Source organism: Rhizobium sp. 2YAF20, from assembly GCF_052114685.1.
Classification (GTDB): Bacteria; Pseudomonadota; Alphaproteobacteria; order Rhizobiales; family Rhizobiaceae; genus Rhizobium.
This window is the reverse complement of record NZ_JBFRFF010000025.1, coordinates 24,809-48,183: the sequence shown is the minus strand read 5'-3', so window position 1 is coordinate 48,183 and position 23,375 is coordinate 24,809. Positions and strand designations below refer to the sequence as shown.

Below are 23,375 nucleotides of genomic sequence, written 5' to 3'. Positions count from 1 at the left end.
AAAATACGAGAACGATTTCGATGGGCCGCGTCGACCCAGTGCCGCACCAACGAGAGAATCACACTCATACTTTCATTAGTCGCGGATCATCGCGCAGTCTGACCCATTAAGCATCCGAACGACACAAGATCGGAGCTAAACTGATGCAGACAATCGCTATCCCTGCTGATACACGCGCACAATTCCCTGACCTCATCGACGGAATGCATCGCCTTCGTGCGAGCGTTTTCAAGGAACGCCTGGAATGGGACGTTAAGGTGGTCGACGGTCGGGAGGTCGATGACTTCGACCAACTGCCTGCCACCTACATCCTGTTGCTTAGAGGGTCATCGAAAGTCTCCGGCTGTGCGCGCCTACTTCCGGCGAGCGGCGCGACCATGCTGACCCGGGCTTTTCCGCAGCTTCTTTCCGCCGGGAAGCTCGAGGCACACGCAGCAATGATCGAGAGTTCCCGCTTCTGTGTCGATACGACAATTGAGGAGGGCAGGGGAGAGGGATCGCTGCATGAGGCGACCCTGACCATGCTGGCCGCCATCATCGAATGGTCGATGACCCACGGCTACAACGAGATTGTCACCGCAACCGACGTTCGCTTCGAGCGCATCCTGAAACGAGCCGGCTGGCCCATGAGACGTCTCGGCGAGCCCACGAGGATCGGAAATACCATCGCGGTCGCGGGATCACTTCAAGCTGATCGGGCAAGCCTTGAGCGGGTCCGGCCCGCCGGCGCAGGCTCCACTTTCAACCTGCTGCACAACGCGGCTTGAGCCGATCAAGAGAAATCGAGACCATGGCTGAACTTCGCTCCCATCCGCGTCTGATCCGCAAGTTACAGGAGGCGCTTGGCGACCATCTCTGCGTCGCCCTTGATGACCCGACAGTGGTCGAGATCATGCTCAATCCCGATGGCAAGTTGTTTATCGAACGGCTCGGGCATGGCGTTGCTGCTGCGGGCACAATGAATGCCGCGACCGCCGAAATCATCATCGGCAGCGTTGCACATGCACTGAGTTCTGAAGCCGACGATGAACGACCCATCATTTCCGGGGAGCTGCCGATCGGCGGACACAGGTTCGAAGGTCTGTTGCCACCCGTCGTGTCCGGACCGGCCTTCACCATCCGACGCCGCGCCTCCCGACTCATTCCGCTTGATGACTATGTTGCTGCGAAGGTGATGACCGAGTTGCAGGCATCGGTAATTCGCAATGCAATATCCTCCCGGTTCAATATTGTGATCTCGGGCGGTACGGGCTCGGGCAAAACTACGCTCGCCAATGCGGTGATCGCCGAGATCGTCGAGATAGCTCCTGACGACCGTCTCCTGATCCTGGAGGACACCGCCGAAATTCAGTGTGCCGCGGAAAACGCTGTGGCCCTGCATACGAGCGATACAGTCGATATGGCGAGGCTTCTCAAAAGCACCATGCGGCTCCGTCCAGATCGGGTCGTCGTCGGGGAAGTTCGCGACGGCGCCGCGTTGACCCTTCTGAAAGCGTGGAACACCGGCCATCCGGGTGGCGTGACGACGGTCCATTCCAACTCCGCGATGTCGGCACTGCGTCGCCTTGAACAACTGATCGCAGAAGTTAGCCAGCAGCCCATGCGCGAGGTGATCGGCGATGCTGTCGATCTGATCGTTTCGATCGAACGCACCCCGAGGGGGCGCCGTGTGCGTGATGTGGTCCACATCGAGCGTTTCATCGGCAACAGCTACGAAACTGAGACCTTCCCCCAGATAGAGGAGGACGAGCACTATGTCGCGTGACCGCCACACAATTCTCGCCGCTGTCGCCATGGCCATATGCTTCTGCCTGACATCGCTGGAGCCGGCGCTGGCATCGAGCGGTGGCGGTGGCCTCCCTTGGGAAGGCCCCTTGCAGCAGATCCAGCAATCCATCACCGGGCCGGTGGCCGGTTTCATTGCTTTGGCGGCCGTCGCGGTCGCCGGCGGGATGCTGATCTTCGGCGGCGAGCTGAATGATTTCGCGCGCAGGCTGATGTATGTCGTGCTGGTTGCCGGCATCCTTCTCGGCGCCACGCAGATCGTCGCTCTGTTCGGCGCGACCGGAGCATCGATCGGCGATCTCCAAACCCGCAATCTTCAGGTTCGTCCCGAAGCGGAGACGGCTCGTGGTTGAGCCTGGATCGAATCTCGTCCGGACGCGCATCCACCGCGCATTGTCGCGGCCAAATCTTCTAATGGGCGCCGACCGTGAGCTCGTACTGCTCACAGGCCTTGCCGCAATCATTCTGATCTTCGTGGTGCTCACCTGGTACGCGACGCTCATTGGGATTGCGATCTGGATGGTGGCGGTCGCAGCACTTCGGATGATGGCGAAAGCCGATCCGATGATGCGCGCGGTCTATGTCCGCCACATCCGCTACCGCCCAACCTACCGGGCAACGTCAACGCCGTGGCGGCGGTATTGAGGATAAATCATGGTCGCTCTACGTTCCTTCCGACATTCCGGCCCTTCCTTCGCCGACCTCGTTCCCTATGCCGGCCTGGTGGCGAATGGCATCATCCTACTAAAGGACGGTTCACTGATGGCCGGGTGGTATTTCGCAGGCCCGGATTCCGAGAGTTCGACCGACACTGAACGAAACGAGGTCAGCCGCCAGATCAACATGATCTTGTCGCGGCTAGGCTCCGGCTGGATGATCCAGGTCGAGGCTGTGCGGGTTCCGACGACGGCCTATCCAGCTGAAGCAGCTTGCCACTTTCCAGACCCCGTCACGCGCGCCATAGATGCCGAACGGCGAGCGCATTTCGAGTGGGAAAGGGGACATTTCGAAAGCCGGCACGCCCTCATCCTGACCTACCGGCCGCCGGAGCGCAGACAGTCCGGGCTGACCCGCTATATCTATTCCGACGCCGGGAGCCGTTCCGCCTCCTATGCCGATATCGCTCTGCAGACGTTCGAAACATCGATCCGCGAAGTCGAGCAGTATCTCGGCAACGTCATTTCCATCCGTCGGATGGTGACGCAGGAAGTCGAGGAGAGAGGCGGCTTCCGCACGGCTCGCTATGACGAACTTTTCCAGTTCGTGCGCTTCTGCATCACGGCCGAAAACCATCCGATCCGGCTTCCTGACATTCCGATGTATCTCGACTGGCTGGTGACGGCCGACCTGCAGCATGGCCTTTCCCCAAAGATCGAGAACCGCTTTCTTGGGGTGGTCGCAATCGACGGGCTGCCGGCGGAGAGCTGGCCCGGCATTCTCAATTCCCTCGATCTGATGCCGCTGACCTATCGTTGGTCGAGCCGCTTCGTCTTCCTCGATGAACAAGAGGCGAGGGCAAAGCTCGAACGTACGCGAAAAAAATGGCAGCAGAAGGTACGGCCGTTCTTTGACCAGCTCTTCCAGACGCAAAGCCGGTCGATCGATCAGGATGCGATGCTGATGGTCGCTGAAACGGAAGATGCCATCGCCGAAGCATCGTCACAGCTCGTTGCCTACGGCTACTACACGCCGGTCATCATCCTCTTTGACGAAAACAGCGCCCTGCTTCAGGACAAATGCGAGGCCGTGCGCCGTCTCATCCAGGCCGAAGGATTTGGCGCCCGGATCGAGGCCTTGAATGCGACCGATGCTTTCCTCGGCTCACTGCCGGGCAACTGGTATGCCAATATCCGCGAGCCGCTGATCAACACGCGCAATCTCGCCGATCTGATCCCATTGAACTCGGTTTGGTCCGGCAACCCCACGGCGCCATGCCCATTCTATCCACCAGCTTCACCGCCGCTGATGCAGGTCGCCAGCGGCTCCACGCCCTTCCGGCTGAACCTGCACGTCGACGATGTGGGCCATACGCTGGTGTTCGGGCCGACGGGCTCCGGCAAGTCGACCTTGCTAGCATTGATCGCAGCGCAGTTCCGTCGCTATGCCGATGCCCAGATCTTTGTCTTCGATAGGGGCCGATCGATGATGCCGCTGACGCTTGGCTGCGGCGGCAACCACTACGAGATCGGCGGCGAGAGCGACGGGAAGGGGAGGGCGCTAGCGTTTTGCCCGCTGTCGGACCTGTCGACCGATGCCGACCGCGCCTGGGCCACCGAATGGATCGAGACGCTGGTGGCGCTCCAGGGTGTGACGATCACGCCTGACTATCGCAATGCCATATCCCGACAGATAGCTCTGATGGCGGAAGCACGCGGCCGGTCCCTGTCCGACTTTGTCTCTGGCGTGCAGATGCGCGAGATCAAGGAGGCCTTGCAGCACTATACGGTGGACGGACCGATGGGGCAGCTGCTCGATGCCGAGGCGGACGGCCTTGCACTCGGTGCGTTCCAGACCTTCGAGGTCGAGGAACTGATGAACATGGGCGAGCGCAATCTTGTGCCCGTACTCACCTACATCTTTCGGCGCATCGAAAAGCGTCTCGACGGCGTGCCCAGCCTAATCATACTCGATGAGGCGTGGATCATGCTCGGGCATCCCGTCTTTCGCTCCAAGATCCGTGAGTGGCTAAAGGTCCTGCGCAAGGCCAACTGCGCCGTCGTGCTCGCCACCCAGTCGATCTCGGATGCGGAACGGTCCGGTATCGTTGACGTGCTGAAGGAAAGCTGCCCGACCAAGATCTGCCTGCCTAACGGTGCGGCGCGCGAGACCGGCACGCGCGAATTCTATGAGCGCATCGGCTTCAACGAGCGCCAGATCGAAATCGTCGCAACCGCGCTCCCGAAGCGCGAATACTACGTCGCCTCGCCAGGGGGGAGGCGGCTCTTCGACATGACACTCGGACCGGTCGCCCTTTCATTCGTCGGCTCCTCGGGCAAGGACGACCTCGCCAAGGTCCGCGCTCTCGAAACGCAACATGGGGCCAGGTGGCCTCTTCATTGGCTCGAACAGAGAGGGATCGCTCATGCCGCGACGCATCTTCCAGCCGACAGGGCCTGACGCAATGGGTCTGGCCTCCCTCGCAACGGTCATCATGCTTGCCGGCGCTGTGCCGACTGGGCACGCCGGAGGCGTCACAGGGCAGGCGACCGAGTGGACACAACTTGCCAATAATACCGAGCTGGTCAGCCTCGTCGGCAAGTCGGCTGAACAGGTCAACAACCAGATCACCCAGATCAGCCAGCTAGCCGAGCAGATCCAGAACCAGCTCAAGATCTATGAGAATATGGTGCAGAACACGGCACAACTGCCGAACCATATGTGGGGACAGGCGGAGAGCGACCTCAATAGGCTGAAGAGTATCGTTTCGCAGGGGCAGGGCATCGCCTTTTCGATGGGCAATGTCGACGATGTGCTGAAGCAGCGGTTTGAGACCTTCGCCGACCTCAAGTCGAATCTTCCGAACGGGGCATCGTTTTCGTCATCCTATCAGAACTGGTCCGACACCAACCGGGACACTATCGCCGGAACCTTGAAGGCAGCCAACTTGACGGCCGAGCAATTCTCATCGGAGGAATCCACCATGTCCGCGCTCCGGTCGATGTCGGAAAGCGCCGACGGACAGATGAAGGCGCTGCAGGTCGGACACGAAATCGCGGCGCAGGAAGTCGCCCAAATGCAGAAGCTGCGCGGGCTCGTCTCCCAGCAGATGACGATGATGGGGACCTGGTACCAGTCCGAGCAGGCGCAGAAGGATCTCGCGCAAGCCCGCCGCGAGGAATTCTTCAAGTCGACGCCGCCGTCGATGTCAGGCGGACAGGAGATGAAGCCAAGATGGTAATTTCGAAGCCACTCTTCGTCGTCGTCCTTTTCGTCCCTGCGGCCGGCCGGCGAAACTGTGTGGCTCCTTTCTCAATTCGACAATCCCTCACAGCCATCCTCCGGAAGTGCCGCGTCCGGATTGCCGGCCAGCAACAAGAGGCGCAAGCGCGGAGAGAAATTCTTCGGCGGCCAGATGAACTACCACCTGGCAGGTGGGCAGGAGATGAAACCGCGATGGTAGGCGCCAACACTTTGGGCGCGCGTCTTCTACCGATCGTACTGGCGCTTTGTATCGTGGTCGTAGCAAGTCCAGCGCTGGCGCAAGACGGCAGCGTGTTAACGGCGCTGGAGAACCAGGTCATCACGGCAGCAAAGGGCTGGGAGGATAAGATCAGCAGCGCCGCCCATTCGCTGTTCTGGATCCTGGCCGGTATCGAGGTCGGCATTGCCGCGGTGTGGCTGGCGCTTCAGGCCGCCTCTCTCGACGCCTGGTTCGCTGAGCTTGTACGCCGGATCATGTTCATCGGCTTCTTTGCCTTTGTTCTCGATCGAGGCCCGACACTGGCGAAGGCTATCGTCGACAGCCTGTTCCAGATCGGCGCCGGCAGCGGCTCAGCTTCGCCTGCCACCGTCTTCAACGCCGGTCTGCTGGTCGCCTCGAAGATGTCTGAGAAAATCAGCTTCGGATTGTTCGAGGACAATGCTTTAGCGCTTTCGGCGGCTCTGGCGATGATCGTCAGCGTCATTGCCTTCTCGCTCGTCGCGGCAATCTTTATCTCCGTGCTCGTCGAGATGTATGTCGGGTTGCTTGCCGGCATGATCCTGCTCGGACTCGGCGGCTCGAGCTACACCAAGGACTTCGCTATCCGCTACCTGATTTACGCGTTCTCGGTCGGAATGAAGCTGATGGCGCTGGTGATGATCGCGCGCATCGGTTCCGAAGTGTTAATTGGGCTGGCGAATGAACCGACGGTCGGCGACGAGTACCAGACGGCGCTTGCCATTGCCGGCATCGCCGTCGTGGTGTTCGTCATTGCCATGTATGTGCCGAATATCATCCAGGGTGTCGTCCAGGGTGCCTCCGTCACCGGCGGCATGGAAACGATCCGGCATGGATCGCAGGCCGCGAACTTTGCGATCGGCACGGTGGTTGGAACGGGGTCGCTCGCGTCGGGCGGCGCCAAGGCCGGAGCTTCAGCATATTCCGATGCCCGCCATAGCGGTTCTTCCATGGCGGGAGCGGCACTTAAAGGGATGGCAAGTGGAGGTGCCGCCGCCGCCACCGCGGTGGCGTCAGCCGCCCGCGATCAAGTGATGGACGGCCGCGGCACCTATGGAACCTCAACGCTTGGGCTTGCCAACGCCAAACTTGGTGAGGCCAACCGGGCATCCGCGCACAACGGCTCCGCCGGAAAGAAGGGATGAGGGAAAATGGGAACCTGCAATGTCAACCGGCGAGGTCGGAATGACCCTGCGTGATGGTCCGGACAATCCTTATATCGCGGCCCGCCAGGAGTGGAGCGAGCGCTACGGCTCCTACGTCAAAGCGGCGGCGGCCTGGCGTATCGTCGGCATCGTCGGAATGCTGATGGCGGTAATCGGGTTCTCCTATGCCCTGCTTCAAAGCACGCAGGTCAAGCTGGTTCCCTATATCGTCGAGGTCGACAAACTCGGCACGGCGGCAAATACCGGCTTCCCGCAGCAGATCGAATATGCCGATCCGCGCGTGGTGCGTGCAACGCTCGGCAGCTTCGTCTCGAACTTTCGGGGTGTCACACCGGATGCGGTCGTTCAGAAGCAATATATCGATCGCACCTACGCGCTTCTGAGGACGTCTGATCCGGCGACTGAGAAGATCAATGCGTGGTTCCGGTCGAATTCCCCCTTCGATAAGGCTCGGAACGCAACTATCGCTGTCGAGGTGAACAATATCGTGGCGCTGTCGAGCCAGTCCTATCAGATCGACTGGACCGAATTCGAGCGCGATCGCAAGGGTGAGGAAGTCGGTCAGCCCCGGCGCTTCCGCGGCATCGCTACGGTGACCCTAACACCCCCGCAGGATGAGGGCGTTATTCGCCTCAACCCCATAGGGCTTTATCTCCGCGATTTCGACTGGACAGCCCAACTTTGAAAGGCATGGCCCCGCATATGATTATTAGAACAAGACCCGCTCCGGCCATGCTTCCGATCGCAGCCGCATTCGTGCTCGCGGCGTCGCCGCTCTTCTCCGCGCAAGCGCCGGCGCAAAGCGTCAGTCCCAATGAAGCGAAAGGCATTGGTATCTCCGGCCAATGGCGTGGAAGTCGCGGTCTTGTGACCAAGGGCAGCGACGGCAAGGTGATTTTCCTCTTTGGCGAAGTGCAGCCCTCCGTCGTTTGTTCGCCCCTGCAGGTATGCGACATTGAGCTTCAGGCCGGAGAGGTGGTCCGTGACGTATTGGTTGGCGATACCGTCCGATGGAAGGTCGAGCCGGCAACATCCGGTGCTGTCGGAGGTCAGGCGATCCATCTGATCGTCAAGCCGGCCGAGCCTGGCCTCATCACCTCGATGGTCGTGACGACGTCGAGGCGAACCTATCATGTCCAACTCAAGTCGAATCCGACCCAATACATGGCGCGGGTCGGATTTGAATATCCGGAAGACGTTTCGACCGGGCTGGCCGACGTCAACGCCCGGTTGGAGGCGAACACCATCCCCGGCGCGGGCATCCCGGCCGAGCAATTAGACTTCGCCTATTCTCTCTCGGGCAGCGCCCCGTGGCGACCGACACGTGTCTACAGCGACGGCACGAAAACCTATATCCAGTTTCCGCGCTCAATCGCTGGCCAGGAAGCCCCGGTTCTGTTTGTCGTCTCGGGCGGACAGAACAGGATCGTCAACTATCGCATGAAGGACAACATGATGGTGGTCGACTATCAGGTGGACAAGGCGGTGCTGGTTTCCGGCGTCGGCCGTCACCAGCAAAAGGTCACGATCAGCCGGGGAGGCCGGTAATGGGATTGGCCGTCTTCCGATCGATTGCAGCGATATGCTTTCTTGCTCTCACGCTGGCCGGCTGCCAGGCGGTAGGCCCGGACGCACTTGTCGCGAGCAATGCCCCGCCCGAACTCTCCGGGCCGGCGGCTTCCGCAATCGCCGGCGACATGGTGAGCAGGCTTGCCGAGAAGATCGGACCTGGGACTGCAACCATCGTGCTGAAGCAGGATGCGTCGCCTTTCGGCGAAGCGCTGGAGGCATCGCTTAGAGGCTGGGGCTATGCCGTCGTCACCGACCAAACGACCGACGGCAAGTCGAAGACGATCGCACTTGCCTATGTCATCTCGCCGTTCGACGGACAAGTTCTGGCGCGCCTGTCGACGGCGAGCGTCGAGATCGGCCGTGCCTATAGTGCAAGCGCAACGGGGGCGACGGCGGCAAGCCCACTCTCCGTCATGCAACGCGGGTAGGGGAGGCGTACCATGGCTCAGTCCTTGAAGCTCGGCGGCGTGCCGCAGGAGTCAAGCAGCTCCCGTGTCCGCCAGGTCAACCGTTTGCCGATCATCGTCGTGATCGTTCTCATCATCGTCTTTCTCGCGGTCATCTTCTACGGACTTACATCGCGCGGGCTCTATTTCCGGGGCGACCCCGGCCTTGCTCAAACGTCGGGCAATCCTGCCTCGACCTATGCCGACCAGCTCAAGCGCGGTGTCAGCGACGGCATCATCGGTGAGCCGGTTCAGACTCCCGCCTTCCAGCCGACGCCCGACAAGACGAAAAAGGATGCAACATCCAACCCATTTACGACGGAGCCTCGACAGGTCCAGCAGGAAGAAAAATTCGCGATCGAGCCGGAGACGGTGTGGAAAGCCCGCCTGCAGCGCGAGCAAAATGAGCAGTATCTGCGCGAACGCCAGCGGCAGCGGATGGCACGTCTTCAAGCGGGCGACGCCGCGTATGACGCGCCGCTGGCGATCGACAAGGGCAAGATCGATGCACAGGAAAAGGCGACCACCGACATGACCACAACGAACCTTGCCACGAACTCGGCTCAGCCGGGATCGGCGACAGACCTCTATGCGGCGACTCTCCAGGCGGGTCTTGGTGGGCAAAACCTCGACCCGAACGGCCAGCGAACCAAGGAAGATTTCTTCAATGCGGACATCAAAGAACTCGGCTACCTGCCCAATAAGGTCGCCCCACAGCAGTCGCTTTTCGAGCTGAAGCGCGGCTCGGTCATTCCGGCTACGCTGATCACCGGCATCAATTCCGATCTTCCCGGCCGCATCACCGCGCAGGTTAGCCAAAACGTCTTTGACAGCGCGACGGGCCACCGCCTGTTAATTCCGCAGGGTACGAAACTATTTGGTCGGTACGACAGCAAAGTATCCTTCGGCCAGTCCAGGGTACTCGTCGTCTGGACCGATATCACGTTTCCGAACGGATCAACCTTGCAGATCGGCGGCATGGCGGGAACAGACGCGCAAGGCTATGGCGGCTTCAATGATAAGGTGAATAACCACTATCTCAGGACGTTCGGTTCGGCCGTGCTCGTCGCCCTCGTCGGGACTGGCGTTGATATGGCTGTACCAGAGAGCTCGACGCTGGCAACGCAGGACACCGCGTCCGATGCGGCACGTCGCAATTTCGCAGAGACGTTCGGGCGGGTCGCAGAGCGCACGATCGACAGAAACCTCGACGCCCAGCCTACGCTCGAGATCCGACCTGGGTACAAGTTCAATGTCCTGGTTGACCAGGACATCATCTTTCCTGGCGTTTACCGGAACGCAAGGTCGGTTGGTCGAAACTGATGTCATCAAGGCGGCGTCTCATAGAACGTTAGCAATTGCACCGATCGATTGCGGCCAATCTGTGCAAGCCGATGCCCGAGTGGCCGGTTGCAGAACCCTAAGAGCGAGCTAACGTGATAAAGCGCCTTGGCGAGCACTCGACCGCCTTCGCGAACGCTGTGCTGAAAGCACTGGACGACTGGAATCCGCACCCGCGAAACCACGCATGCGAAACTCAGTAATCGCGGCCGCGATCATGTCGGCCCGCTTGGCCATGTCTGAAGTGGGGGGGCCGGGCGTTCGGCTTGCGACCGCGGCGAACCGAAGGCTTTCTGACATCAGCGCTGCAACTGATGGGACTGGGTCACGCCGTCCCCGATCATATGACATTGAGCCGACGAGCACGGACTTGGCGATCGGCCGACAGGCGGGAGCGTCGCAAAATTCCAACGAAATTGGCTATTCACGTCCTGCCGTCGCCCAATGTGTTAACGCGTCCGCCGGACGAGTGCGCACACTATTTCGAGCTCGCGGGCTTTGACCCGGAATAGGTCGAATTTGCTCCAAGCTTTAGTTGCCGGAGGATCGTCTAATTCATCGTCTTGGCAGTGGGGAGCTGGCTTGAAGTGACCCACTGGCTAACCATGAACTTCGGCACGGCCGTTGACTGAAGTGAGCGCTACTCCTCGCCCCGAAGTTTGACAAAGTCTCCGGCGTTAGTGACGCGCCTTGTCGAGAAGGCAACGGCGACAGATGTCGAAGCAAAGTTGCAGATGCGCATGCCCGATAAACCCACGTCGACCGAGTTAATCGAAAAGTCGAGCGGTAGGACAAATATAACCCCGTGGGAAGGAGTACCTCGCGTCATAATAACCCCTTGCCTGTGTGAGTTGTTTTGGAATCGCGGCCATGCATGCATCGCAGATCGAGCCACCAAAGAAACGATCGATGCGGCATTTGGGAAGCCGCGCCTCCTGCGTCCAATCGGGGTTACCGTTGCTTGAGGCAAAATCTCGAGCAAATTGACTATCGAGTATCTTATGTAGAATTTTAAGTCAGATTTTAAGGTCGGATCGACGAATTTCGCAGTCAGGGTCTGTGCAGACCGCGTTGAAACACAAACGTAGACGTTGGAAACTAGTGGCGGGAGCGACGGATCGTTATCTGGGAATACTGCAGGGGTATGATGATGCTGGCCGGCGCCTTTGAAAACGCGGTGATCTGCAGCAGATCCGCGATGCCGTGGGACAGGCTTACCAGCACCAGCAGCGTCCAAACGCCCGACGCTGGAATGTTGAACCCGTCGATCATCAAAACGAAGGCAATACAGGCAAGATAAAGTGTTGGCAGAAAAACGAGCCGCTGCTTGGAGGCTGTTCGCCGAAGTTCAAGAACCTATTCAATGTGACCTGAGAGGGTCGCAAAAAGGTGCGCATTTCCTGAGCAGACTGGTGAATAAGGCATCTTTTTCGTTGACGTCCCTGTCAGAAACCTTCAATGAAGTGTAACAGTTCAAAAAAATAGACTTCAGGGACAAAAAAACCATGTCCTGCAATTGCCGTTGAATGGCCAATAAGGTTGAAAGTTCTGATGACAGTGGCAGCCAAGCTCGAAAAGAAGAAGACGCAGGTTGTTGAGCGAAACATGAATACTTCGGTTCGCGCAAAGATGAAGACTCAAAAACAGGCCTACGTTCAGGAGGAAATTCTGATCGTCGCGGCTAAGCTGTTCGCCGAGCGCGGCTTTCGCGCTGTTACGATCGACGACATTGCAACCAGCCTAGGTTACACCAAATCTGTCATCTACTACTATTTCAAAAACAAGAACGAGGTTCTCTGGACGCTGTTCAACCGGATCCACGACGCGTCCTTCCAGGACCTTTCGGAGATCGTCGCGTCCGGCCTGCCGACAGACAAGCTTATGAGCGCCATGATCCGGAAGCATACGCTTAATGTCATGGAGCGAACGGCTTGGACGGCGATCTATTTCCGTGATGAAGCCGAGCTGTCGGATACGCAGCAAAAGATGGTGATCGGCCGTAAGAAAAAATATGAAGATATGTTCCGTATGGTTTACGAGGCGGGCGTTTCTGAAGGACTTTTCAAGAATGTCTCCGCACATCTGGCGATCAGCGGCATGATCGGCATGACCAACTGGATCCACGTCTGGTACAAGCCCAATGGGAAGATGACGACAGAACAGATTGCCGATCACTACGTTTCGGTTCTCGCAGACGGATATACGCTCAAAACGTAGTTTGAAGCCAGCTCCCGCCACAGTCGGACGCCTGACGGTCACCATCTTAAAACTCCGATCAAGTCGCTGGTGGCTCATCTAGCTGTCTTCCATAGCCATTCGGACCCTTGTTATGGCCCGCATGGCGTATTGTGGGGTCTCCGGTCAGGCTCAAGCCGCCGGCCATCTGTCGATCCAAGGTGCAGCCTGTTCGATCTGAGCGCAGACGCGCAGCAGATCCGCGTCTTTTGCAAATCGTCCGATAAGTTGCACGCCGACCGGCACGTTTTCCTCTGACCAATATAGCAGAAGGCTCGCGGCTAGCTGGCCGCAGGCATTGATGATTGCAAGGAAGGTGGTGTATTGGCCGACCTTGTTGCGGAACGTCCGAAAATCCTCCTCCATGCTCAGGGTGCCAAGTTTTGCAGGCAGCTGCGTCAGCGTTGGGGTCAAGATATAGTCATATTCCTCCATGTACAATTCAAGCTGACGCGCAATCGCACGGAATCGATTGATGGCAAGCGCATAGTCCTCGACCAAGAGCTTCTCGCCTATATGATAGGCGTCGAGCATAGCTAGCTCGAGCTTCTTTTCCCAACCACTGTTTTTGTCGTGCCTGACCTTGCCGTTGACGGTCGATGTCACACTTGCGGCCAGCACATCCTGGTGGGCCTTCAGGAAACTGGCATATTTGATAGGAGGAAGGAATGCGTCCACCACCTCATGCCCCAGCTGCCGCAGGATTGATGCCGTGCGTTCGACAGCTGCGACGCATTCTGTTGCGACAGGACGGTCAATTAGTTTTTGACGGTACAGCGGGGAAATTCAAGGTGCCGATTGGAGTTTCAACCCGCCACCAATCCAAGAGATACGCGGCTTATGGCAAGATAGCTGTCTTCGGTGCATTCCAGTCAAACCGAACGGCTTCAGAGGCGGCCCGAAGATCAGTACGAGCCCATCAATCATCCCTGCCGCTTCCAGAAATCTCATTAGGATCATCATAACGACCATGATGGGAAGCAGTGTGTAGAGGGCGACCTCGACCGCCGCCCGTCTCGCATGAAGAACGATCTCAATGATTGTTTGCATGTTCGAAACTTAAGGCTTGAGAATGATCGGGCCAGCGGATTGGCCGCTTTCCAAGGCTTCGTGCGCAGCTGCCGCGTCTTTTAGCGGAAATTCCCGCCAAATCTTGGTCGAGAAGATACCTTCGGCTGCGGCGTCGATGACATCTGCTGCCCTTTGCCGATACTCGGCAATATTCGTGGCATGGGCTGCTAAACTGGGACGGGTTAGGAACAGCGAACCCTTCGTTACAAGCATCTTCAAGTCGAATGGCGGCGGGCTTCCTGTAGACGCTCCAAGGGATACCATCAGACCACGAGGCTTGAGACTGTCCAGCGAAGCTACAAAAGACAATTGCCCCAAACCGTCATACACCACGTCAACCTTGCGGCCTTTGGTAACCTCGTTGACCCGCTTGGCGAGGTCGGTTCCCCAAACCAGCACGTCGTCACATCCCAGAGCCTTCGCACGTTCAACGCTCGCGTCTTTTGACACCACACCAATGACAGTGGCTCCTAGATGCTTCGCCCATGGTGTCATGAATTGGCCAAGTGCACCGCCGACGCCGTAGAGCAGCGCGACCGTGCCCGGTCCAACTTTGTAAGTTGAAGTGAGCAAGTACTGGGCGGTGATGCCTTTCAGGAGCAGGGTCCCCGCCGAGTCGAGCGACATGTCGTCGGGCACCCGTATGAGCCGGTCGACCGAAATGGTTCGGCTCGCGGCATATGCTCCCAACGGGCCAAGTACATATGCAACCCTATCGCCAACTGCGAAATCCGAGACGCCCGACCCGATTTCTTCGACGACGCCAGCACCCTCAAGTCCCAATCCAGAAGGAAGCGGAATTGGTGAGTCACCTCGCCGCTGGGTGACATCGAGGTAATTCACCCCGATAGCTTCTTGTTTAATGACCACTTCATTCGCGGCTGGCCCTACGAGCCTGGCATCCACGGCCTTGAGAACTTCCGGGCCTCCCGTTTCTTCAAGCCATATTGACAACGACATGCTCAAACTCCTGACTGCTTGGCCTCAAGCTACGCCCCCTCCAATGGTTGGGATACCGCTGCATTGTGCACTTGACTGATGCAGAATATGCAGAGCAGATCGTACCCTTCGTTTGGGCTGATCATGCGGTATTTTAGAATATCTGGTCAGCTCAACGCACACATATCCAGGGCTGGCGTCCCTCGATGGCCTTCAAACTTCAACATAAGGCAGAAATTCAAATGTGGACAGCATGAAGAAGGTCATCTTGGAGGATGCTTCTGCCTCCCGGCCGTCGGGAAAAACCTTCATCAATATTGCCTACACCACGCTCGGAGAAATTTCCCAGTCGGAAAGCGACTATTTTTGCTTAAAGTCAGGCTTCGTCTCATTCCAGATGCGGCGTGCGCGCTTAAACTCTTCCTCATAGTGGCCGGTCGGCTTCATGTAGTAGCCACTACGCGCTAGTGTGTAGGCTCCTTTCCGATGTAGGTCGGCTAAACCCTCAGCCATTTTCAAGGCCATAAGGTTGGGGTTTAGGATCGGAACATCGGCAGGCTTCCCTCCCTCCATCAGGTATTCCTGATAGATTGCGGCAATGATGGTGCAGCCCATGATTACCGTCTCCGCCCCGAATTTCTGCGCTGCAGCGGTGGAAAGCCGTACCACGTCCTGCGCGACAGATTTACGGTCGTTGATCATATCTTTGACGAACCAGTCAATGGCGTCCACACCCTTGACCGTCGCACCCTGTGCACGTAGGCGGATCTCGTCATAAATGAAGGGGACCGCCTTACGGTGATCGGTCAGGATCATCGTAGAGTGGCCAAAGTTAGAAGCCATTTGAAACGAAGCTTCCAGCGGCCCGATCACGGGAATATCCACAAGCTCCCGCGCGACTCTTACGCCAGGATCGTATAGGCAGCCTACAATCACGGCGTCGAAGCCGACCTCTTCCGAACGCATAACCTCTTCGTAGAGCGATTGTTCGATTAAGTGCTTGTTATAGAAAAAGTCGATGTCCGGAGGGCAATTCTCCAGGTGAGTAACGACCATCTCAGTTCCCTCGGCGCAATAATGGCCAAGAGTCTTCGTGATTATCTGGTCATAGGCGATAGAACCGAAAGGGTTGATGAAGTTGATCCGACGCATGTTTTTCTCCCGTCCAGTAAGGTCTCGTTTGTGTATTGGCTGAGCTCTAGGTCAGGCCGGCGAGCCAGCGCAGGCCATGTCTTCCTCAAGCGAGCGACGTAACGCCGCCCGCCGCCCATAAAGTCAGAAATTTAATCGCTGCACCGTTGAGCGGGCGTAACGCGCTCGCTTCATTTCGGTTTCGACCGACGACGACTTATACATCCCATTCATGAGGTTGCTGCACCGCTGACGATTAGACCGCTGTTACCAGGGATTGTAATTCCGCTCTGGATGCCAAGAGATTGGACAACCAATCGGTCTCCATTTTTGGAACCGATGAAAGAAGAAGTTCCGTGTATGGGTGGTATGGAGGATTGAGAACGTCCGTTTTCAATCCTTGTTGGATCACCTGACCCTTTTGCATGACGATTACCTGATCGGCGATGGCCCTTACAGTGTTGAGGTCGTGTGTAATGAACATGTAGCTGACACCGGACTGCGCTTGCAGATCAAGGAGCAATTTCAGGATGCCTTCTTGCACTACCTGGTCGAGTGCTGATGTCACTTCATCGCAAATAATTAGCTCCGGATCGGCCGCTAGTGCACGAGCGATACAGACGCGCTGTTTCTGGCCGCCGGATAGTTCCGCCGGGAGCCTATCATAGAACGTCTCGTTGAGTTCAATCCGTTCGAGTAGCTTGATCGCCTCGCGAGTAAGCGTCGCTCCCGAAAATTTCTTGAATAGGTGCAGCGATCTCTCAATCATGGCTCCCACGGTATGTCGGGGATTCAACGCCGTATCGGGGATCTGATGCACCAACTGGATTTTCTTCAGGATGGTGCGGTCTCGCATTGCCAGCTTATCAGGCAGCGGTCGACCATCGTATTCAATCGACCCCGCGGTGGGCGGTAGAAGCCCCATGATAGAACGCGCAAGCGTCGACTTGCCGGAGCCGGACTCGCCTACAACACAGACTGTCCTGCCGCGGGGCACTTCAACGTTGATATCGTTGAGAACCTTGTGGTCACCGTAGGAGGCGCAAACACCCTTGACCTTCAGGAGAACATCACCGCTTGGAGTCGGTTCCTTATAGAGGTTTCGAACAGCCCATAGTGACCGGGTGTATTCCTCGCGCGGGGATTCGATCATCGCCTTGGTGGTAGACTCCTCGACCGTCTTGCCGTTGCGCAGGACTTTGATCCGATCCGCCATCTGGGCCACGACGGCAAGGTCATGGGTAATATAGAGGGCTGCCGTATTGTGCCGCTCGACGAGAGTGCGGATAGACGCGAGAACTTCTACCTGCGTGGTCACATCGAGGGCAGTTGTGGGCTCGTCGAATATGATAAGGTCTGGTTTGCAGATCATCGCCATTGCCGTCATGACGCGCTGCAATTGTCCGCCCGAGACTTGATGAGGATAGCGAAAACCGATCTCACCTGGATTCGGAAGCTGGAGCTGCCGATAAAGCTCGATCGCTTCGGCTTCCGCAGAGCCCATCGCCATGCCCGAGCGCACTGCTGCTTCCACAGTCTGCTTCAGGAGGCGCTGAGCAGGATTGAATGCTGCCGCTGCACTCTGGGCAACATAAGCGATACGCGTGCCGCGCAGCTCTCGTCGTCGGCGCTCACTCGCCTTGGCTAGGTCCTCGCCCTCGAACATAACTTGCCCGGACGCGATCTTGCAACCGCCTTTCGCATACCCCATCGCAGCCAATCCCAAGGAGGATTTGCCTGCGCCCGACTCTCCGATCAATCCGACGATTTCGCCGCACTTGACCGAGAGATTTACGCCGCGAACGATCTTGTGCCACCTGTCATTGCTGAAGCCATCAATCTCTAGGTTCGTAATCTCTAGAAGGGACGAACCCTTTTGGCGGATTTCCTTGGCTGAAGACTTAGTGCTCATCTTTAATACCACTCAGATTGTGGAGGAACCAGTCAACCAGGAAGTTGACAGCGACTGTCAGCAGACCAATCGCAGCTGCGGGCAGCAGTGGCGTGATGTCTCCATAGGTTATCAGCGTTGCGTTTTCTCGAACCATGGAGCCCCAGTCAGCGGTGGGGGGCTGAATACCTACGCCTAGGAATGAGAGTGCAGAGATCGTGAGGAACACAAAACAGAACCGAAGACCGATTTCCGCAATCAATGGAGGCATGATGTTCGGAAGGATCTCCTTGAAGACAATCCAGAACCAATTTTCACCCCGCAAGCGGGCTGCTTCAATGTACTCTAATGCCGTTATGCCCAGACCGGTCGCCCGCGAGAGCCTGAAAAAGTTCGTGGAATCGAGGACGGCGATGATCAGGACCAGACTCCACACATTCGCTCCGAAGATCGATAGGAGCATCAGTGAGAAGATCAGGCCCGGGATTGACAGGATGATGTCGACAAACCGCGACAGAAGCTGATCGAGCCAGCCTTTGGCCAATGCAGCTACGAGGCCGAGCGTGACGCCAGTGCAGAAGGAAATCGCGGTCGTTATCGCTGCGATACCCAGCGTGTTTCTTGCGCCGTAGATAAGGCGGGTGAGGATGTCGCGCCCTAATTGGTCCGTGCCCAAGACAAAATCGGCGCTCCAGGGTGCGAACGGTTCATCGAACACCTGCGCCTCGCCATAGGGTGCGAGAACTGGCGCGAAGATCGCCAAGGCGATGTAGGCGAAAACTACAACCATACCGAACCAAGCGCTGATGGGGGCTCGCTTCAGTGCGCTCTTGATTTTACCTAGTCGCGTCCTGCGTGGGCGGGCGAGTGCCAGTCCTACGCTTGCGACTTGGATTTCCTGGTTTGTATCTGAAGTCATAATGCTCATCTTGGGTGCAACAGCCGCGGGTTGGTTACGATCGTGATGACGTCGGTAATTAGATTCAACAGGATATACGTCGCCGCGAATATGATAGTGCATGCTTGGACCACCGGGATGTCGCGAGAGCGGACAGAATCAACTAACAGCTGACCTGCACCGGGATAGACGAAGACGACCTCGACAACGACCGCGCCGGTGATAAGGTAAGCGAGATTAACCGCGACAACATAGGCAATCGGACCCCAAGCGTTCGGCAGAGCATGTCGCACGATGATAGCCATTGGGTGTACGCCTTTAAGTTGCGCCATCTCAATGTAAGGTGTCGCCAAAAGGTTGATGATGGCCGCTCTTGTCATCCGCATCATATGCGCGAGGGTGACGAGCGTTAGGGTCAGGGCCGGAAGCAGACAAAACCAAAGCCGCTCACCGAACGAGAGACCCGGCGACACGTCGGCAAGGATCGGCAGGTTTGGGATGTAGCCTAATACCGTGCCGATCGCGGATGTAAGCTTTTCTGGTGCAATCTGGGCGAACGCAGTAGCGGCAAAGTTCTCGCGCATGACTACAAAGAACGCCAGGATGTACGCCACGAAGAATTCCGGCACTGAAATTGTTGTAAGAGTCACAGCGTTTAGCGCCCGGTCGACCCAGCCGTTGCGATAAAAGGCGCAAACAATCCCAAGGAAAATTGCCAGCGGAACCGCCACAGCGGCAGCGAGGCCGGCCAGAAACAGCGTGTTGAACAGGCGAGGGCCGATAATATCTGAGACATAGCGCGGAGTATCGCCGCGGCCTGTGAATGATATCCCGAAGTCTCCTCGGACCGCCCCGGAGACCCACTTCAGGTAGCGCTCAACAGGCGGGCGATCAAGGCCGAGTTCCTTTTCAAAGGCCGCAACTTTCTCGGGTGTGGCAGACTGCCCAAGAACCGCAGTGGCGTAGTTGCCCGGCAGGAGCGACACCGAGCCGAAGATAATGACGGAGACAACAAAGAGTGAGAAAAGCCCAAGCGCTAAGCGCTGGCCAATAATACGCGCCAGCTTGCCAAAAGCTGTCGAACCTGCCGACGATCGATCGCTCCCGATATCCATATCATATCTTGCGATACCTTCAGATGAGCCCGCCAATGGCGTTGCTCCCGTAGGATTTGCTCCAGTTATTTGTTCCACCTTTTTAGCCCTCTCAACCCGCGAATATCCTCTTCGAACGGGCAATTCGATCTGCATTTGAGCAGCCAAGTTTGGCGCTGCTCGTTTCTCAGAGCAGTAAGTCGTTGTGCGGTTAGGAGCCTTAAATAGCTCTCTTCGTCGAGCCGCATACGCTTGACACATCCAGATTCAGACGTATCATGTACCAACAAGTATAAAAAATAACCGATCCGTACAAGGGGAATCTTTAGTGTTCGATATTTCTCGCAGAGACCTCATGATTGGTGCGGGTGCAGCCGCACTTATGTCTACCGTAGCCCGGCCTGCTCACGCTGCTGCAAAGCGTGGTGGGCACCTTCGGATCGGCCTGTCGGCCGGATCCACGCAAGACAGTATGGACCCGATAAACCCGCTTTACGACTCGGTATTGCTTGCCACGGCTTCGTCTAGAAGCGCGCTGACCCGCATCGAACCTGATGGTACGGTCTCACCTAACCTCTCCGTGAAGTGGGAGCCCAGCGACGATCTCAAGAAGTGGTCATTTGAGTTGCGCTCCGGCGTGACGTTCCATAGCGGGAAAGCGCTGTCCGTTGAGGACGTAATCGCGTCCGTCAACGTTCATCGCGGTGAAGAAACCACATCTCCGCTCAAGAACCTTTTGGCGTCGGTGAGTGACATTGTTGCAGAAGGCCCCTGGAAGGTCGCATTTGTGCTGAACGCACCCGATGCAGATTTTCCAAAGACAGTCGGCGATATTCGTCTTGTGGTCCTTCCCTCGAAAGACGGAAAGATCGATCGCCAGTCACTAGACGGGACAGGCGCGTACGTCCTCGAAAGCTATGTTCCGGGCGAGCGTTTTCGGCTGAAAAGGAACCCGAACTATTGGGATCTCGACAAAGCTGGCTTTTTTGACACCGCCGAGGTCTTAATTATTACTGACGCGGCTGCTCGAATGAATGCACTGCGCTCGGGCCAGGTCGACCTGATTAATACGGCCGATCTCAAGACACTCAATATGCTGAAACGTGTTCCGAGCATCAAAGTCGAGGATACACCCAGCGGACGCTTTTATGTCTTGGGCATGATGTCGGATGTAGCGCCCTTTAATGACCAAAACGTCCGAAATGCTCTCAAATTCGCGATCGATCGTCAGGAGTTTCTAAGCAAAATCGTGTTTGGGCACGGCACGATCGCCAACGACCAGCCCATTGACCCTATTCACCCGTATTTCAACCCCGAGATTCCGCAGACTGAATTCGATCCAGACAAGGCGAAGTTTTTCCTCAAGCAAGCCGGGCTGGAATCGCTCAAGGTTCCGCTCAGTGTATCCGAAGCCGCCTTCCAGGGCGCGACAGCTGCCGGATCATTGTTCGTGGAATCCGCCGGAAAGGCGGGTATTGCGATCGATATGACCCGCGAGCCTGATGATGGGTACTTCGACAACGTTTGGAATAAGAAGCCGTTCACCGCGGATTGGTGGACGCAGCAGACTAGCGCAGACGCGCAATTCAGCCAGGCGTTCGGCGCTAACGCCCCCTTTAATGCAACGCACTTCAAGAATGATCGCTTCGAGAAGAGCCTCGCCGAGGCGCGTGGCACTCGCGACGAGGCGAAGCGAAAGCCCATGTACCAGGAGTTGCAAAGGATTGTTCACGATGAAAGCGGGGCAATCATTCCGGTCTTTGCGAACTTCGTATGGGCCTCCAGTAACAAGCTGATGCATCAAGAAAAACTCAATAGCGATTGGGACCTGGATGGCTTCCGATGCATCGAGCGCTGGTGGTTCGCGTAAACGTCGGTTGCCGACGTGGTTTTCATGCCCAACCCCGCTCTCGCCGAGCGGGGTTGACCAAGGTGCCGGGATCACAAGGGAACAACTCGGCGAATAGCAATTCAACTGTCTAGAACTGGGAGAATAGCAATGCATTACTTTAACCGTCGACGCTTTCTGCAAACTGCGGCTATCGTCACAGCGTCAGGCTTACTACCGCAGCCCTCTCGGGCCGCGGGCAAGCGCGGGGGGCATCTCCGTGTGGGTCTAGCTGGTGGATCGTCACAGGACACCCTCGATCAGTTTACCTATGTATCCGACGCGATGTGGGTCGTTTCGAGCAACGTTAAAAACAACCTCATCGAACTGGATGAGATGAACCGCCCAGTGCCAGGTCTTGCCGAGCGCTGGGAGGTCTCCCCCGATGCCAAGAAGTTCTCATTCTTCATTCGCAAGGGTGTCACTTTCCACAGCGGCAAGCCATTGACGGCCGACGATGTGGTCGCATCGCTCAATATTCACCGTAGTGACGACTCACTTTCGCCAGCAAAGGAAGAAATGAAGAACGTTACGGACGTCAAGGCTGATGGACCGCTCAAGGTCGACGTTGTCTTTTCCCGCCCGAATATCGATTTCCTTAGCCTGGTGACGACGTTCAACTTTGGCATCCTTCCGTCGGTTGGCGGGAAGGTTGACAGGACGACGAAGGACGGTACCGGTGCCTACAGCCTGGAAGAATTTGAGCCCGGCCGGCGCATGCTCTTGAAGCGCAACCCCAACTATTGGGATCCCAAGGTCGGCTTCTTCGACACCGCGGAAGTGACGTTCATTGAAGACGATGCGGCTCGAATGAATGCGATTAGAACCGGCATTGTCGATATCGTCAACAAGGTGGACCTCAAAACCGCGGCGATGCTCAAGCGAGCCAAGGGTATCCGTGTCGAAGATATCAAAACCGAGCAATTCAACTCGTTTGCGATGATGATGGATGTCAAACCGTTCAACGACAACAACGTTCGAATGGCACTCAAATATGGTGTAAACCGCGAGGAACTCGTAAATAAGATCCTCCTCGGATACGGTTCTGTCGGAAACGACCATCCGGTCGGCGCTTCGAATAAGTTTTTCAATGCGAACATTCCGCAGACCATTTACGACCCGGACAAGGCCAAATACTATCTCAAGCAGGCTGGCCTGACGTCCCTCAATGTCTCGCTCAGCGCGGCTGATCAGGGGTTCGCCGGTGCTGTCGGCGCGTCGGCATTGTATCAGGCGTCGGCTGCTGCCGCGGGCATCAACATCAACGTCGTCCGGGAGCCTGACGATGGGTTTTACGAGAACGTGTGGCTCAAGAAGCCGTTCACTACGGTCTTCTGGGGTAGGCTGGCCTCGGTCGGCCTTCAATTCTCACAAGCTTACTTACCAGGGGCGGCATGGAACGAGACCCATTGCAATCTTCCCAAGGTGAGCGATCTGATCGAGACTGCGCGTGGCACAATCGACGACAATAAGCGCGGAGAGATCTACCGCGACCTTCAAGAGATCATCCATAACGAAGGCGGTTCTATCATTCCGATGTTCCAGAACTTTGTCTGGGCCGTGCGCGACAACGTCCAGCATGGAACAGATCTCCAGAACGACCTTACACTGGACGGGCTGAAGTGCTTCCAGCGTTGGTGGTTCGCGTAAGACGATTGCGGGCATCTCGCCCAAACCGCTGCTCATAGCAGCGCCGGAGCTCGGCTTCACCGGTCAGTCGCCTTAGGACTGGCGCGAATTCGCGCCAGTCCTGCGCATA

Annotated in this window: 21 protein-coding genes and 1 pseudogene; 15 read left to right on the top strand and 7 right to left on the bottom strand. The window is 57.2% G+C overall.

Annotated elements, in window-relative coordinates; genetic code table 11:
- Positions 1-143: 143 nt before the first annotated feature.
- The 12 genes and pseudogenes from traI to trbI all read left to right on the top strand — a co-directional run bounded on the left by traI (position 144) and on the right by trbI (position 10,451).
- Positions 144-767, top strand: coding sequence for an acyl-homoserine-lactone synthase TraI (traI, locus tag AB4Z52_RS23875; RefSeq protein WP_442220379.1), 624 nt, complete (start codon positions 144-146; stop codon positions 765-767).
- Positions 768-790: 23 nt separating this feature from the next.
- A complete protein-coding gene (trbB, locus tag AB4Z52_RS23870) occupies positions 791-1,765 on the top strand; it encodes a P-type conjugative transfer ATPase TrbB (protein WP_442220378.1) in 975 nt (324 codons plus the stop codon).
- Positions 1,755-2,138, top strand: a complete 384-nt coding sequence (locus tag AB4Z52_RS23865; protein ID WP_442220377.1) for a TrbC/VirB2 family protein — start codon at positions 1,755-1,757, stop codon at positions 2,136-2,138. The genes trbB and AB4Z52_RS23865 overlap by 11 nt, the downstream gene beginning before the upstream one ends.
- Positions 2,131-2,430 carry a conjugal transfer protein TrbD gene (locus AB4Z52_RS23860; protein ID WP_442220376.1) on the top strand — a complete coding sequence of 100 codons (300 nt, stop codon included), beginning with the start codon at positions 2,131-2,133 and terminating at the stop codon, positions 2,428-2,430. Before AB4Z52_RS23865 ends, AB4Z52_RS23860 begins: the two co-directional genes overlap by 8 nt.
- 9 nt (positions 2,431-2,439) lie before the next feature.
- Positions 2,440-4,902 carry a conjugal transfer protein TrbE gene (locus tag AB4Z52_RS23855; protein WP_442220375.1) on the top strand — a complete coding sequence of 821 codons (2,463 nt, stop codon included), beginning with the start codon at positions 2,440-2,442 and terminating at the stop codon, positions 4,900-4,902.
- Between the two features lie 4 nt (positions 4,903-4,906).
- Positions 4,907-5,683, top strand: a complete 777-nt coding sequence (gene trbJ / locus AB4Z52_RS23850; RefSeq protein ID WP_442220424.1) for a P-type conjugative transfer protein TrbJ — start codon at positions 4,907-4,909, stop codon at positions 5,681-5,683.
- A 57-nt stretch (positions 5,684-5,740) separates the two neighbouring features.
- Positions 5,741-5,905 (top strand): DUF2749 domain-containing protein, encoded by a 165-nt coding sequence (locus tag AB4Z52_RS23845; RefSeq protein WP_442220374.1) that lies wholly within the window; start codon positions 5,741-5,743, stop codon positions 5,903-5,905.
- A pseudogene (gene trbL, locus AB4Z52_RS23840) lies at positions 5,899-7,087 on the top strand (P-type conjugative transfer protein TrbL); the annotation flags it as partial. The gene AB4Z52_RS23845 and the pseudogene trbL, both read left to right, overlap by 7 nt.
- Positions 7,088-7,129: 42 nt before the next feature.
- Positions 7,130-7,795: a conjugal transfer protein TrbF gene (locus AB4Z52_RS23835; protein ID WP_442220423.1), complete on the top strand. Its 666-nt coding sequence runs from the start codon at positions 7,130-7,132 to the stop codon at positions 7,793-7,795.
- Positions 7,796-7,812: 17 nt separating this feature from the next.
- The gene (gene trbG / locus AB4Z52_RS23830; RefSeq protein WP_442220373.1) at positions 7,813-8,658 is read left to right on the top strand and encodes a P-type conjugative transfer protein TrbG; all 846 of its coding nucleotides are present in this window, start codon (positions 7,813-7,815) and stop codon (positions 8,656-8,658) included.
- The gene (trbH, locus tag AB4Z52_RS23825; protein ID WP_442220372.1) at positions 8,658-9,110 is read left to right on the top strand and encodes a conjugal transfer protein TrbH; all 453 of its coding nucleotides are present in this window, start codon (positions 8,658-8,660) and stop codon (positions 9,108-9,110) included. The genes trbG and trbH overlap by 1 nt, the downstream gene beginning before the upstream one ends.
- 12 nt (positions 9,111-9,122) lie before the next feature.
- On the top strand, positions 9,123-10,451 hold the full coding sequence (gene trbI / locus AB4Z52_RS23820) for an IncP-type conjugal transfer protein TrbI (protein WP_442220371.1): 1,329 nt from the start codon (positions 9,123-9,125) through the stop codon (positions 10,449-10,451).
- A gap of 1,116 nt (positions 10,452-11,567) precedes the next feature.
- Here trbI and AB4Z52_RS23815 read toward each other — a convergent pair.
- On the bottom strand, positions 11,568-11,741 hold the full coding sequence (locus tag AB4Z52_RS23815) for a hypothetical protein (protein WP_442220370.1): 174 nt from the start codon (positions 11,739-11,741) through the stop codon (positions 11,568-11,570).
- A gap of 279 nt (positions 11,742-12,020) precedes the next feature.
- On the opposite strand from AB4Z52_RS23815, the gene AB4Z52_RS23810 reads away from it, so the two are divergent.
- Positions 12,021-12,686, top strand: a complete 666-nt coding sequence (locus tag AB4Z52_RS23810; RefSeq protein ID WP_442220369.1) for a TetR/AcrR family transcriptional regulator — start codon at positions 12,021-12,023, stop codon at positions 12,684-12,686.
- 150 nt (positions 12,687-12,836) lie between these two features.
- Here the strand turns inward: AB4Z52_RS23810 and AB4Z52_RS23805 are convergent, their stop codons facing one another.
- The 6 genes from AB4Z52_RS23805 to AB4Z52_RS23780 all read right to left on the bottom strand — a co-directional run bounded on the left by AB4Z52_RS23805 (position 12,837) and on the right by AB4Z52_RS23780 (position 19,749).
- Positions 12,837-13,463 carry an amidase family protein gene (locus AB4Z52_RS23805; protein ID WP_442220422.1) on the bottom strand — a complete coding sequence of 209 codons (627 nt, stop codon included), beginning with the start codon at positions 13,461-13,463 and terminating at the stop codon, positions 12,837-12,839.
- Positions 13,464-13,763: 300 nt separating this feature from the next.
- Complete coding sequence (locus AB4Z52_RS23800; protein WP_442220368.1) at positions 13,764-14,735, bottom strand: quinone oxidoreductase family protein; 972 nt, start codon at positions 14,733-14,735, stop codon at positions 13,764-13,766.
- 339 nt (positions 14,736-15,074) lie between these two features.
- Entirely contained in the window at positions 15,075-15,866 is a 792-nt protein-coding gene (locus tag AB4Z52_RS23795) for an aspartate/glutamate racemase family protein (protein ID WP_442220367.1), read from the bottom strand.
- Between the two features lie 235 nt (positions 15,867-16,101).
- Positions 16,102-17,757: an ABC transporter ATP-binding protein gene (locus AB4Z52_RS23790; protein ID WP_442220366.1), complete on the bottom strand. Its 1,656-nt coding sequence runs from the start codon at positions 17,755-17,757 to the stop codon at positions 16,102-16,104.
- On the bottom strand, positions 17,747-18,655 hold the full coding sequence (locus AB4Z52_RS23785; protein WP_442220365.1) for an ABC transporter permease: 909 nt from the start codon (positions 18,653-18,655) through the stop codon (positions 17,747-17,749). Before AB4Z52_RS23785 ends, AB4Z52_RS23790 begins: the two co-directional genes overlap by 11 nt.
- A 5-nt stretch (positions 18,656-18,660) precedes the next feature.
- Positions 18,661-19,749, bottom strand: coding sequence for an ABC transporter permease (locus tag AB4Z52_RS23780; protein ID WP_442220421.1), 1,089 nt, complete (start codon positions 19,747-19,749; stop codon positions 18,661-18,663).
- A gap of 307 nt (positions 19,750-20,056) precedes the next feature.
- On the opposite strand from AB4Z52_RS23780, the gene AB4Z52_RS23775 reads away from it, so the two are divergent.
- Both AB4Z52_RS23775 and AB4Z52_RS23770 read left to right on the top strand, forming a co-directional pair.
- Positions 20,057-21,598 (top strand): ABC transporter substrate-binding protein, encoded by a 1,542-nt coding sequence (locus AB4Z52_RS23775; RefSeq protein ID WP_442220364.1) that lies wholly within the window; start codon positions 20,057-20,059, stop codon positions 21,596-21,598.
- A gap of 240 nt (positions 21,599-21,838) precedes the next feature.
- Positions 21,839-23,266 carry an ABC transporter substrate-binding protein gene (locus AB4Z52_RS23770; RefSeq protein WP_442220363.1) on the top strand — a complete coding sequence of 476 codons (1,428 nt, stop codon included), beginning with the start codon at positions 21,839-21,841 and terminating at the stop codon, positions 23,264-23,266.
- Positions 23,267-23,375 lie beyond the last annotated feature (109 nt).

Excerpts from the sequence above, each read along its gene's own strand:
- trbI (WP_442220371.1), top strand. The coding sequence starts at position 9,123 with ATGGCTCAGTCCTTGAAGCTCGGCGGCGTGCCGCAGGAGTCAAGCAGC.
- AB4Z52_RS23785 (WP_442220365.1), bottom strand. The coding sequence starts at position 18,655 with ATGACTTCAGATACAAACCAGGAAATCCAAGTCGCAAGCGTAGGACTG.
- AB4Z52_RS23780 (WP_442220421.1), bottom strand. The coding sequence starts at position 19,749 with ATGGATATCGGGAGCGATCGATCGTCGGCAGGTTCGACAGCTTTTGGC.
- AB4Z52_RS23815 (WP_442220370.1), bottom strand. The coding sequence starts at position 11,741 with ATGATCGACGGGTTCAACATTCCAGCGTCGGGCGTTTGGACGCTGCTG.
- AB4Z52_RS23855 (WP_442220375.1), top strand. The coding sequence starts at position 2,440 with ATGGTCGCTCTACGTTCCTTCCGACATTCCGGCCCTTCCTTCGCCGAC.
- AB4Z52_RS23810 (WP_442220369.1), top strand. The coding sequence starts at position 12,021 with ATGACAGTGGCAGCCAAGCTCGAAAAGAAGAAGACGCAGGTTGTTGAG.
- trbG (WP_442220373.1), top strand. The coding sequence starts at position 7,813 with ATGATTATTAGAACAAGACCCGCTCCGGCCATGCTTCCGATCGCAGCC.
- trbB (WP_442220378.1), top strand. The coding sequence starts at position 791 with ATGGCTGAACTTCGCTCCCATCCGCGTCTGATCCGCAAGTTACAGGAG.
- trbH (WP_442220372.1), top strand. The coding sequence starts at position 8,658 with ATGGGATTGGCCGTCTTCCGATCGATTGCAGCGATATGCTTTCTTGCT.
- AB4Z52_RS23790 (WP_442220366.1), bottom strand. The coding sequence starts at position 17,757 with ATGAGCACTAAGTCTTCAGCCAAGGAAATCCGCCAAAAGGGTTCGTCC.
- AB4Z52_RS23800 (WP_442220368.1), bottom strand. The coding sequence starts at position 14,735 with ATGTCGTTGTCAATATGGCTTGAAGAAACGGGAGGCCCGGAAGTTCTC.
- traI (WP_442220379.1), top strand. The coding sequence starts at position 144 with ATGCAGACAATCGCTATCCCTGCTGATACACGCGCACAATTCCCTGAC.
- AB4Z52_RS23835 (WP_442220423.1), top strand. The coding sequence starts at position 7,130 with ATGACCCTGCGTGATGGTCCGGACAATCCTTATATCGCGGCCCGCCAG.
- AB4Z52_RS23795 (WP_442220367.1), bottom strand. The coding sequence starts at position 15,866 with ATGCGTCGGATCAACTTCATCAACCCTTTCGGTTCTATCGCCTATGAC.
- trbJ (WP_442220424.1), top strand. The coding sequence starts at position 4,907 with ATGGGTCTGGCCTCCCTCGCAACGGTCATCATGCTTGCCGGCGCTGTG.
- AB4Z52_RS23865 (WP_442220377.1), top strand. The coding sequence starts at position 1,755 with ATGTCGCGTGACCGCCACACAATTCTCGCCGCTGTCGCCATGGCCATA.